Raw genomic sequence first — 11,227 nt, 5'->3', positions numbered from 1 at the left:
CGCAGCGCCCGCGGCGGGCGCCGCCCGGCGGCTAGCCTCCGCACATGCGTTCCCTGACCCTCCTGTCCCGCTCCGCCCTGGCGGTCGCCGCCGCGGCCGTCCTGACCGCCTGCGGTGGGTCGGACGAGGGCTCCTCCGACTCCGCGTCGTCGTCGAGCAGCAGCACCAGCTCGTCGTCGTCGGCCTCGCAGACCAGCAGCGCGGCCCCGAGCTCCACCAGCGACGACCCCGCCGTCGCCGCCTTCTGCACCCAGGTCGCCCAGTTCACCGAGCTGGGCAACCAGCTCTCCGCCGCCTCCCCCGAGCAGCTGCCGGGCCTGCTGCAGCAGGCCGCCGCGGCGTTCGACAGCGTCCAGCCGCCCGCGGAGATCGCCTCCTCCTGGCAGGTCCTGGGTGACGGCGTGCAGCGGTTCGCCGACACCGCCAACGGCGTCGACCTCGCCACCCCCGAGGGCCAGAGCCAGCTGCAGACCGCCGCCCAGGACTTCCTCGGCGTCGCCAGCGGCCCCGACGGCACCGCGGTGCAGGAGTTCGGCACCGCCAACTGCGGCGAGGCGGCTCCCACCACCTGACGGAGGACCACCCCTCTCCCCCGAACGCGACGACGGCCCGTCCCGTCCTGCAGGGGGCGGGCCGTCGTCGGATGTGCGGTGGGTCAGCAGCCGCTGATGCTCACGCCGCGGGCGCGCAGCCACGGGACCGGGTCCACCTGGCCGGCGTGCAGCCGGCCCGAGGGGTGCACCTCGAAGTGCAGGTGCGGGCCGGTGGACTGGCCGCGGTTGCCCACCTCGGCGATCAGCTCGCCGGCGCGCACCCGCTCGCCGGGCCGGACGAACTCGGCGTTGACGTGGCCGTAGACGGTGACCGCGCCGTCGTCGCCGGTGATGTAGATGGCCAGGCCGAAGCCGGTGGCCGGGCCGGTGCGGGTGACGGTGCCCGAGGTGGCGGCGTAGATCGGCGTGCCGATGGGCGCGGCGATGTCGACGCCGCCGTGCAGGGTGCCCCAGCGCCAGCCGAAGCAGCTCGACGTCCGCCCGGAGGTCGGCTTGACGTAGCCGGACCCGCTGACGGCGCCGGCCGTCCCGGAGGAGGCGCTCCGGGCGGCGGCGGCCGCGGCGGCGGCCTCCTGCGCGGCCCGGGCGGCGGCCGCGGCGGCGGCGGCCTCCTCGGCGGCCTTCTGCCGCTGCCACTCGGCGTAGGCGTCGCGGGCGCCCTGCAGCTGCAGCAGCTGGATCTGCGCCGCCTGCAGCTGCTGGTCGAGCGCCGCCTTGTCGGCCTGGGCCGTGGCGACGGCGCCCCGCTGGGCGGCCACCTGCGCGTCCGCGGCGGCCTTGGCCGACGCCGCCTGCTCCTCCGCCTCGGCCATCTGGTCGCGGGTCACCCGGGCCGAGGACTCGGCGTTGGCCTGCCGGACGCGGGCGACCTCGAGCTCCTCGAGGACGTCGACCTGCGTGTCGGCGACGTACTCCAGCATCGCGGCGCGCTGCACGAGCTCGCCCGGGCCCGCGGAGTCCAGCAGCGCGGCGGCGGTGGTCAGGGTGGCGCCGTTGACGTAGCTGTCGCGCGCGAAGCCGCCGATGCGCCCGATCGCGGCCTCCACGGCCTCGGCGGCGGCCCGCAGGTCCGCGGCGGCCTGGTCGGCGGCGGCCTGGGCCAGCGCGAGCGCCTCCTCGGCCGCCTCGTAGGCGACGCCGGCGGCCTCCGCCTGCACCGCGAGGCGGTCGAGTTCGGTCTGGGCGAGGGCGACCTCGGCCTGCAGCCGGCCGACCTCCGCGGCCGCGGCCTCCTGGGTGGCCCGGGCGTCGGCGAGCTGCCCGTCGGTGGGGTTGGGCGGGGGCGCGGGCACGGCCAGCGCCGGACCCGCACCGCCGACGAGGACGGCGCCGGTCAGCAGGCCGGCCAGCGCGACCCGCAGGCCCCGCCGCCGCGCGCGGGCAGCGCGACCGGGGGGCCGCCGGCCGGAACGGCACTGCAGCATCGAGCACTCCCTGGGGAAGAGGGACGGAGGAACGGCAGAAGCGTCGCGCCGTCACCGTGCGTCACACGAGCAACACGCGGCACGGCTGCCACATCGTGACGAGGGGGTGCGGTCACCACCCCTCCTGCCGCCGCTTGTCGACACCCGCACCGCCGCTCCCCCGGTGCCGGACGGCCCCGTTCCGCCGCGTCCCGCGCGTCTAGGCTCGCCGCCGTGGACGTCCTCGCCTCCGGCGCTGAACAGGTGGTCTTCTGCTCCGACCCGGGCTCCGGCCTGCGGGCGGTGATCGCCATCGCCTCGACCGCGCTGGGCCCCGCGCTCGGCGGCACGCGGTTCCACCCGTACGCCTCCGAGGACGAGGCGGTGGCCGACGCACTGCGGCTCGCGAGCGCGATGGCCTACAAGAACAGCCTGGCCGGGCTCGACCTCGGCGGCGGCAAGGCCGTCATCATCGGCGATCCGCGCACCGACAAGACCGAGGCGCTGCTGCGCGCCTACGGCCGCTTCGTCGAGTCGCTGGGCGGGCGCTACCTGACCGCCTGCGACGTGGGCACCACGAACGCCGACCTCGACACGGTGGCCCGCGAGACGCGCTTCGCCCACGGACGTTCCGAGGTGTACGGCGGCTGCGGCGACTCCTCGGTGCTCACCGCGTTCGGCGTCTTCCAGGGCATGCGCGCGGCCGCCCAGCACCGCTGGGGCACGCCCACGCTCGCCGGGCGCACCGTCGCCGTGGCCGGCGTCGGCAAGGTCGGCAGCTGGCTGGTGGACCGGCTCGTGGCCGACGGCGCCGACGTCGTCGTCACCGACGTCGACCCCGACGCCGTCGCGCGCGTCCGCGCCCGCCACCCCGGCGTCCAGGTGGCCGCCGACACCGCCGCCCTGGTGCGCACCCCGGCCGACGTCTACGCGCCGTGCGCCCTCGGCGGCGCGCTCGACGACGAGACGGTGGCCGTGCTCGGCGCCGAGATCGTCTGCGGCGGGGCGAACAACCAGCTCGCCCACGACGGCATCGCCGCGCAGCTGGTCGAGCGGGGCGCCCTGTACGCCCCCGACTACCTGGTCAACGCCGGCGGCGTCATCCAGGTCGAGGACGAGCGGCACGGCTTCTCCTTCGCCCGCGCCGAGGCCAAGGCGGCGGGGATCTTCGACGTCGCCCTGCGGGTGTTCGCGGCCGCCGAGGCCGAGGGCGTCTCCCCCGCCGTGGCGGCCGACCGGCTCGCCGAGGAGCGGATCGCCGCGGTCGGCCGGCTGGCCACCATCCGCCTGCCGCGCTGACCCCGGGCGGACGTGTCCACTACCACGGCCCCGGTCGGGGGACGGAGGAGGGAGGACCCGTGCCCGAGTCCCGTCCGTGTCGTAGTCTTGCTCGGGACACAGTTCACTCAGTCGGGGTCGCCACGCGGGCCGTCCAGCCCGTGAGCTGGGCTCCCGTTCTCCGTTATGAGGGGGTCGAGCCGATGGGGCGCGGCCGAGCGAAGGCCAAGCAGACGCGCGTGGCCCGTGAGCTCAAGTACAGCTCACCCAACACCGACCTCTCCGCGCTCCAGCGCGAGCTGGCCGGTTCTCCGTCGACCTACACCGCTCCGGCGGCGAAGGACGACGACGATGACGACGACGACGAGTTCGTCGACCGATGGGCGGACGACGACGCCGACGACGACTGGGCGGCCAGTCGCTGACGGTCGGCGTCCCGCCGGTTCGCTGAGCACGCTGCACCGCCGTCCCGCGAGGGACGGCGGTGCGCGCTGCGCCCGGGGACCGGGTCAGCGGTAGGAGCCCACCAGCCGCGCGCCGGTCCCCCCGGCGCCGACGGTGCCGGCCACCCATGCGGGGACGCCGCGCGCGGTGAGCAGGGAGACCGCGCGGTCGGCGGCCTCGGCGGCGACGGCGGCGACCATGCCGACGCCGCAGTTGAAGGCCCGCTCGGACTCCGCGCGGGGCACGCCGTGCTCCTCGAGCAGCGACATGGCCGCCGGCAGCGCCCAGGTGCCGCGGTCGAGCACGGCCTCCAGCCCGTCGGGGACCACCCGCGCGGTGTTGCCGGCCAGCCCGCCGCCGGTGATGTGCGCGAACGCGTGCACGCCGTCGGCGCCGAGCTCGTCCACGAGCGCCAGGCAGTCGAGCGCGTAGATCCGCGTGGGCTCCAGCAGCACGTCGCCCAGCGGGCGGTCGAGGCCAGCGGGGGTGGCGGCGAGGTCGAGCCCGGCGGCCGACACCACCCGGCGGACCAGCGAGTAGCCGTTGGAGTGGAACCCGCTGGAGGCCATCGCGACGACGACGTCGCCGTCGCGCACCCGCTCGGGCCCGAGCACGCCGTCGGCCTCGACGACGCCCACCGCGGTGGCGGCGAGGTCGTACTCGTCGGCGTCCATGAGGTCGCCGTGCTCGGCGGTCTCCCCGCCCACCAGCGACGCGCCGGCGAGCTCGCAGCCGGCGGCGATGCCGGTGACGATCGCGGCGATGCGCTCGGGGACGACCTTCCCGCAGGCCACGTAGTCCTGGAGGAACAGCGGCTCGGCGCCGCAGGCCACCAGGTCGTCGACGACCATCGCGACCAGGTCGATGCCCACGGTGTCGTGCCGGTCCAGCTGCCGGGCCAGGGCGATCTTCGTGCCGACGCCGTCGGTGGAGGAGGCCAGCAGCGGCCGGCGGTAGCGGGTGGTGTCGAGGGCGAAGAGCCCGGCGAACCCGCCGAGGCCGCCGACCACCTCGGGGCGGCGGGTCCGCTCGACCGCCGTGCGCATCAGGGTGACGGCGCGCTCGCCGGCGTCGATGTCGACGCCGGAGGCGGCGTAGGTGAAGCCCCCGGGGCCTGCGCTCACGGGCGGCGGAGGGCGTCGTCGGCGCCGCCGGACACCGCCGGGCTGCCGGCCTGCTGGCCGGTCCATCCGCTGACGGAGCGCCCGGGCTCGTCGACGCGCGGCATCGGCGTGCGGCCGATCCCCTCGAGCACGTGCTTGCCGAGCACCCCCGGCTCCCCCAGCGGGATCGGGTAGGTGCCGGTGAAGCAAGCGGTGCACAGCCGGTTGGCCGGCTGCTCGGTGGCCGCGATCAGGCCCTGCTCGGAGACGTAGCCCAGCGAGTCGGCGTTGATCGAGGCGCGGACGCCGTCGACGTCGAGCCCGTTGGCGACCAGCTCGGCGCGGCTGGCGAAGTCGATGCCGTAGAAGCACGGCCACTTCACCGGCGGGCTGGAGATGCGCACGTGCACCTCGATGGCGCCGGCCTCGCGCAGCATGCGGATCAGCGCGCGCTGGGTGTTGCCGCGCACGATGGAGTCGTCGACGACGACCAGCCGCTTGCCGCGGATGACGTCGCGCAGCGGGTTGAGCTTGAGCCGGATGCCGAGCTGCCGGATGGTCTGCGACGGCTGGATGAAGGTGCGGCCGACGTAGGAGTTCTTGACCAGGCCCAGGCCGTAGGGGATGCCGCTGGCCTCGGCGTACCCGACGGCGGCCGGCGTGCCGGACTCCGGCACCGGGATGACCAGGTCGGCGTCGGCCGGGTGCTCCTTCGCCAGCCGCCGGCCGATCTCGACGCGGGCGGCGTGCACGCCGCGGCCGCTGATCGTGGTGTCGGGACGGGCGAGGTAGACGTACTCGAAGACGCACCCCTTGGGCTCGGCCGGGGCGAAGTGCTGGCTGCGCAGGCCGTTGCCGTCGATGGCGATCAGCTCGCCGGGCTCCACCTCGCGGACCACCGAGGCGCCGACGATGTCGAGGGCGGCGGTCTCGCTGGCCACGACCCAGCCGCGCTCGAGGCGGCCGAGGACCAGCGGGCGCACGCCCTGCGGGTCGCGGGCGGCGTAGAGCGTGTCCTCGTCCATGAAGGTGAGGCTGAAGGCGCCGCGCAGCTGCGGGAGCACCTCCATGGCCGCGGCCTCGACGCTCATGTCGGGGCGGGCGGCGATCAGGGAGGTGACGAGGTCGGAGTCGGTGCTGGCGGCGAAGGCGCCGGGGACGCCGGCGTCGGCGGCCCGGCCGGCCAGCTCCTCGGTGTTCACCAGGTTGCCGTTGTGGCACAGGGCGAGGCCCGTGCCGGCGTCGGTGGTCCGGAACGTCGGCTGGGCGTTCTCCCAGGTGGACGCGCCGGTGGTCGAGTACCGGGTGTGGCCGACGGCGAGGTGGCCGCGCAGGCTGCCCAGGGTCGACTCGTCGAAGACCTGGCTGACCAGCCCGAGGTCCTTGTAGACGACGACCGAGGCGCCGTCGGAGACGGCGATGCCCGCTGCCTCCTGACCGCGGTGCTGGAGGGCGTACAGGCCGAAGTAGGTCAGCTTGGCGACCTCCTCCCCCGGCGCCCAGACACCGAAGACGCCGCAGGCGTCCTGGGGGCCGGGGGCATGGGGGTCGAGGGCGTGCGTCAGCCGTCCGTCACCGCGAGGCACACAGCCCAGCCTACCGGCAGCGGCCCCTCCCGCCGGGTGGCGCGCGCCACCCGGCGGTCCGGCGCGGACGGAACTGCGGCGGGGGTGCGGGGCGTTGTCGGGGGCACGACCCGAGGAGGCGTCATGGCCAGTGACCGGCCCGACCCGCAGGAGTTCCTGGAGATGGCCCAGCGGATGCTCCGCGGGCTGTTCGACCAGCCGCGCGCGGACGACCCGCGCGACGACGACCCGTGGGGTCGCGCGACCCGCGAGCGCCGCCGGGAGCCCAGCCCCGAGGAGCGCCGCGAGAACCTGACCTTCGCGCTCGCCACCCGCGCCGTCGAGGCGCTGGAGGACCTCGCGCTCAACGTCGCCGCCATCCGGCAGCGCCTCGAGCGCACGGCTCCCCCGGAGCAGGCACCCAGGCCGGCGGAGGAGCCCACCGTGCGACCGCCGTCCCCGGAGGGCGACGGCGGGACCGGCCGGGGCTGAACCCCGGCCGGTCCGGCCGACCCCGGAGACCGTGCCGGTCAGGAGACCGTGCTGATCTCCGCGGAGATCCGGGTGTCCTCGCCGTGCCCGGTGTGCACGACCGTGTCGCCGTGCAGGGTGAGCAGCTTGGCGCGGATGGACCGCACGATCGTCGGGTGGTCGCTGAAGCTGCGGCCCGTGGCGCCGGGCCCGCCGGAGAACAGCGTGTCGCCGCTGAAGACGGCGGCCAGGTCCGGGGCGTGCAGGCAGGTGCTGCCCGGCGAGTGACCCGGGGTGTGCAGCGCGCTCAGCGTCGTGCCGGCCACCCGGAAGCGGGCGCCCTCCCCCAGCGCCTCGTCCGGGCGCGCCCCGGGGTGGACCACGTCCCACAGCATCGTGTCGGCGGGGTGGAACCAGATCGGCGCGCCGGTGGCCTCGCGCAGGTCGACGGCGGCGGTGATGTGGTCGTTGTGCCCGTGGGTGAGCACGATCGCGGTCACCTTCCGCCCGCCGACGGCCTCGACGATCGGCTCGGCGCGGTGCGGGGCGTCGATCACCAGCACCTCGTCGTCGTCGCCGACGAGCCAGACGTTGTTGTCGACGTCGAAGTCCTGGCCGTCGAGGCTGAAGACGCCGGAGACGACGGCCTTCTCGATGCGGGCGCCCATCAGAGGACGACGACCGAGCGCAGGACCTCGCCGCGGTGCATCTTCTCGAAGGCCGCCTCGACGTCGTCGAGGCCGACGGTCTCGGTGACGAAGTCGGCCAGCGGGAAGCGGCCCTGCCGGTACAGGTCGGCGAGCATCGGGAAGTCGCGGCTGGGCAGGCAGTCGCCGTACCAGCTCGACTTGAGCGCCCCGCCGCGGCCGAACAGCTCGATCATCGGCAGGGTCAGCTGCATGTCCGGGGTGGGGACCCCCACCAGGACGACGCGGCCGGCGAGGTCGCGGGCGTAGAAGGCCTGCTCGAAGACCTCGGGGCGGCCGACGGCGTCGATGGCGACGTCGACGCCGAACCCGTTCGTGAACCCCTTGATCGCCTCGACGGCGTCGGTGGACCGGGAGTTGACGGTGTGCGTGGCGCCGAACTGCCGCGCCCACTCGAGCTTCCGGTCGTCGACGTCGACGGCGACGATCGTCGTCGCCCCGGCCAGCTTCGCCCCGGCGATCGCGGCGTCGCCGACGCCGCCGCAGCCGAAGACCGCGACGGACTCCCCGCGCTGCACCCCACCGGTGTTGATGGCCGCGCCCACGCCGGCCATCACGCCGCAACCGAGCAGGCCCGCGGCGGTGGCCGGGGTCTCCGGGTCGACCTTCGTGCACTGGCCGGAGTGGACGAGCGTCTTCTCCACGAACGCGCCGATGCCCAGCGCCGGGGACAGCTCGGTGCCGTCGGCCAGCGTCATCTTCTGCGCGGCGTTGTGGGTGTCGAAGCAGTAGTGCGGCTGGCCCTTGAGGCAGGCGCGGCACTGCCCGCACACGGCGCGCCAGTTGAGGACGACGAAGTCGCCGACGGCCACGTTGGTGACGCCCTCACCGACGGCCGCCACGGTCCCGGCGGCCTCGTGGCCGAGCAGGAACGGGAACTCGTCGTTGATGCCGCCCTCGCGGTAGTGCAGGTCGGTGTGGCAGACCCCGCAGGCCTGCACGTCGACGACGGCCTCGCCCGGGCCCGGGTCGGGCACCAGGACCGTCTCGACGCTGACCGGTGCTCCCTTGCTGCGGGCGACGACGCCCCTCACCTCGTAGGCCATGCGCCGAGCCTAGAGGCGGCGCCCCGGCCGTCGTCCGGTCGCGCGGGACGGGATGCCGCGCAACGGTCCGGTCACGCTCGACGCGCGGGTTCCCGGAGGGGGACGTAGCGTTCGTCACTGTTTTCCTGCCAACAGGGCCGCCCGGCCCCGCCGAGCGGAGGTCCCCCGTGGCGCTACCCGGCTTCCTGCGGCGCGAGCGCATCGTCGCCCGCCCCGGATTCAACCGGTGGCTCATCCCGCCCGCGGCGCTGGCGGTGCACCTGTGCATCGGCCAGGCGTACGCCACCAGCGTCTACAAGAACGCCCTGGTCGACCACTTCGCGGTCTCGCAGACGGCGATCGGCATCGTCTTCTCGATCGCCATCGTGATGCTCGGCCTGTCGGCCGCGCTGTTCGGCACGTGGGTGGACAGGAACGGCCCCCGCGCCGCGATGTTCACCTCGGCGTGCTTCTGGGTGTCCGGCTTCCTGGTCGGCGGCCTGGGCATCGAGACCGGCCAGCTGTGGCTGCTGTACCTCGGTTACGGCGTGCTGGGCGGCATCGGCCTGGGCATCGGCTACATCTCGCCGGTGTCCACGCTGATCAAGTGGTTCCCCGACCGGCCGGGCCTGGCCACCGGCATGGCGATCATGGGCTTCGGCGGTGGCGCGCTCATCGCGTCGCCGCTGTCCCGCCAGCTCATGAGCTGGTACGACCCCAGCTACGACGGCACGGCCGGCACGGTGCCCAACGGCGAGGCCGTCGCGGCGCTCTTCTTCACCTTCGCCGCGCTCTACCTGGTCTTCATGATGTTCGGCGCCTTCATCGTGCGGGTTCCGGCCGAGGGCTGGAAGCCCGACGGCTTCGACCCCTCGACGGTCAAGCAGAAGGCGCTCGTCACCACCGAGAGCGTCTCGGCGCGCAACGCCGTCAAGACCCCGCAGTTCTGGCTGCTGTGGACCGTGCTGTTCTGCAACGTCACCGCGGGCATCGGGATCCTCGAGCAGGCCAGCCCGATGATCCAGGACTTCTTCCGCGACGGGGACACCTCCACGGTCGCCGCCACCGCGGCCGCGGGCTTCGTCGGCGTCCTGTCGCTGTTCAACATGGCCGGCCGGTTCGTCTGGTCCTCGACGTCGGACTACATCGGCCGCAAGCCGATCTACATGGTCTACCTGGGCGTCGGCCTGGTGCTGTACATCGCCCTGGCGACCATCGGCAGCAGCGCCACCTGGCTGTTCGTGCTGCTCGCCGCGGTGATCATCTCGTTCTACGGCGGCGGGTTCGCCACCATCCCGGCCTACCTGCGCGACCTGTTCGGCACCTACCAGGTGGGCGCCATCCACGGCCGGCTGCTCACCGCGTGGGCGGCGGCCGGTGTGGCCGGGCCGCTGATCGTCAACAGCGTCCTCGACACCCAGGGCGAGCCGGGCAGCCTGGTCGCGGCCAACTACCGGCCGGCGCTGTTCATCATGGTCGGCCTGCTCGCCGTCGGGTTCGTGGCGAACCTGCTGGTGCGGCCGGTCGACAGCAAGTGGCACGAGCCGCACCGCGACGCCTCCGGCGCCGCCACCCCGACCCCGGAACGGAGCGCCGTCCGATGAGCACGTCGATCTCGAAGGAGCAGTCGGCCGACGGGCAGCGGCCGGTGCACACCCCGACCGGGCTGATCGCCTTCGCGTGGACGCTGGTCGGCGTGCCGCTGGCCTACGGCCTGTACCAGACGGTCAAGACGGCGCTCACCCTCTTCACCGGCTGAGCCGCTCCTCCCTCCCCGCGCGCAGCCGGCCGAGCACGTGCTCGGCCAGCTGCGCGCGGGCGTGTGGGGCCGCCGACGCGAGGAACAGGAAACAGTCGGTGACCTCGAGCTCGAGCAGGACGGGGCCGGCGTCCCCCGGGATGACGTCGACGCGCGCGTAGGACAGCGCGCCGCGGCCGCCGGGCACCGCACCGAGGGCGGCCCGGGCGACCGCCAGCTGGGCGGCGTCCGGGTCGACCGGCCGCACCGTGCCGAGCACGTCGGCGACCACGACCGGGCGGCGCACCCCCGCGCCGGCGAGCAGCGGCTCCCGGCGGACGGCGTGGGAGAACTCGCCGGCCAGGAACACCATGCTGGTCTCACCGGCGGTGTCGATGCCGGGCAGGTAGGGCTGCACCATCACCGTCCGGCCCTGCGCGTGCAGCGCCGCGACGAGGGCCGTCGCCTCCGGGTCGGCCAGGCTGCCGAAGCGCCCGGTGTCGGCGGCGCTGCCACTGACGGCGGGCTTCACGACGACGTCCCCGGCGCCCGCGGGGCCCGCCGACGTCTCCCCCGGTTCCAGGAAGACCGTGGGGACGGTCGGCACCCCGGCGCCCGCCAGGTCCCCCAGGTAGCGCTTGTCGGTGTTCCAGGCCAGCACCCCGGCCGGGTTGACCGTCGGCGGGCAGGCGCGGGCCCAGGACACGAAGGCGTCCCGGCGGAGCGGGTAGTCCCAGGTGCTGCGCACCAGCACCCCGTCGAACGCCGCCCAGTCGACGCCGGGGTCGTCCCAGACGGCGGGGACGGCGTCAGCCCCGGCCGCGTCCAGGGCGGCCAGGAGCAGCGGCCCGTCCTCGTCGAGCTGCGGCGCCGTCCGGCACGTCGCCACCGCCACCCGCATCCGCGTCATGCCGTCCTCCCGGGACTCGACCGGTCGGG

The 11,227-nt window shown here is 75.0% G+C and carries 12 protein-coding genes; 6 read left to right on the top strand and 6 right to left on the bottom strand.

Features of this window, described 5'->3' with window-relative positions:
* Positions 1–44: 44 nt before the first annotated feature.
* A complete protein-coding gene (locus BUE37_RS14955) occupies positions 45–572 on the top strand; it encodes a hypothetical protein (RefSeq protein WP_073421100.1) in 528 nt (175 codons plus the stop codon).
* Between the two features lie 83 nt (positions 573–655).
* On the opposite strand, the gene BUE37_RS24845 is transcribed toward BUE37_RS14955, so the two are convergent.
* The gene (locus tag BUE37_RS24845; RefSeq protein ID WP_073421098.1) at positions 656–1,978 is read right to left on the bottom strand and encodes a M23 family metallopeptidase; all 1,323 of its coding nucleotides are present in this window, start codon (positions 1,976–1,978) and stop codon (positions 656–658) included.
* 213 nt (positions 1,979–2,191) lie between these two features.
* On the opposite strand from BUE37_RS24845, the gene BUE37_RS14945 reads away from it, so the two are divergent.
* Together BUE37_RS14945 and BUE37_RS14940 are read left to right on the top strand one after the other, a co-directional pair.
* Complete coding sequence (locus tag BUE37_RS14945; RefSeq protein WP_073421096.1) at positions 2,192–3,256, top strand: Glu/Leu/Phe/Val family dehydrogenase; 1,065 nt, start codon at positions 2,192–2,194, stop codon at positions 3,254–3,256.
* Positions 3,257–3,438: 182 nt separating this feature from the next.
* Positions 3,439–3,660, top strand: coding sequence for a DUF3073 domain-containing protein (locus BUE37_RS14940; RefSeq protein WP_073421094.1), 222 nt, complete (start codon positions 3,439–3,441; stop codon positions 3,658–3,660).
* An 84-nt stretch (positions 3,661–3,744) separates the two neighbouring features.
* Here the strand turns inward: BUE37_RS14940 and purM are convergent, their stop codons facing one another.
* Together purM and purF are read right to left on the bottom strand one after the other, a co-directional pair.
* Positions 3,745–4,803: a phosphoribosylformylglycinamidine cyclo-ligase gene (gene purM, locus BUE37_RS14935; RefSeq protein WP_073421092.1), complete on the bottom strand. Its 1,059-nt coding sequence runs from the start codon at positions 4,801–4,803 to the stop codon at positions 3,745–3,747.
* The gene (gene purF, locus BUE37_RS14930) at positions 4,800–6,368 is read right to left on the bottom strand and encodes an amidophosphoribosyltransferase (RefSeq protein WP_073421090.1); all 1,569 of its coding nucleotides are present in this window, start codon (positions 6,366–6,368) and stop codon (positions 4,800–4,802) included. The genes purM and purF overlap by 4 nt, the downstream gene beginning before the upstream one ends.
* Positions 6,369–6,491: 123 nt before the next feature.
* Between purF and BUE37_RS14925 the strand changes: the two genes are divergently transcribed.
* Positions 6,492–6,839 carry a hypothetical protein gene (locus tag BUE37_RS14925; protein WP_073421088.1) on the top strand — a complete coding sequence of 116 codons (348 nt, stop codon included), beginning with the start codon at positions 6,492–6,494 and terminating at the stop codon, positions 6,837–6,839.
* Positions 6,840–6,877: 38 nt separating this feature from the next.
* Here BUE37_RS14925 and BUE37_RS14920 read toward each other — a convergent pair whose 3' ends face one another.
* Positions 6,878–7,486: an MBL fold metallo-hydrolase gene (locus BUE37_RS14920; RefSeq protein WP_073421086.1), complete on the bottom strand. Its 609-nt coding sequence runs from the start codon at positions 7,484–7,486 to the stop codon at positions 6,878–6,880.
* Entirely contained in the window at positions 7,486–8,571 is a 1,086-nt protein-coding gene (locus BUE37_RS14915) for an S-(hydroxymethyl)mycothiol dehydrogenase (protein ID WP_073421084.1), read from the bottom strand. Before BUE37_RS14915 ends, BUE37_RS14920 begins: the two co-directional genes overlap by 1 nt.
* 167 nt (positions 8,572–8,738) lie before the next feature.
* On the opposite strand from BUE37_RS14915, the gene BUE37_RS14910 reads away from it, so the two are divergent.
* Both BUE37_RS14910 and BUE37_RS23925 read left to right on the top strand, forming a co-directional pair.
* Entirely contained in the window at positions 8,739–10,154 is a 1,416-nt protein-coding gene (locus BUE37_RS14910; RefSeq protein ID WP_073421082.1) for an L-lactate MFS transporter, read from the top strand.
* Positions 10,151–10,309 (top strand): MFS transporter small subunit, encoded by a 159-nt coding sequence (locus BUE37_RS23925; protein WP_175562888.1) that lies wholly within the window; start codon positions 10,151–10,153, stop codon positions 10,307–10,309. The genes BUE37_RS14910 and BUE37_RS23925 overlap by 4 nt, the downstream gene beginning before the upstream one ends.
* Here the strand turns inward: BUE37_RS23925 and BUE37_RS14905 are convergent.
* Positions 10,299–11,198, bottom strand: coding sequence for an ATP-grasp domain-containing protein (locus BUE37_RS14905; protein ID WP_073421080.1), 900 nt, complete (start codon positions 11,196–11,198; stop codon positions 10,299–10,301). The genes BUE37_RS23925 and BUE37_RS14905 overlap by 11 nt on opposite strands.
* Positions 11,199–11,227: the final 29 nt, after the last annotated feature.

The organism is Geodermatophilus nigrescens, assembly GCF_900129495.1.
In the GTDB taxonomy this organism is placed as follows: domain Bacteria; phylum Actinomycetota; class Actinomycetes; order Mycobacteriales; family Geodermatophilaceae; genus Geodermatophilus; species Geodermatophilus nigrescens.
Note: the sequence above shows the minus strand (reverse complement) of the source record. Positions and strands in the feature narration are given on the sequence as shown.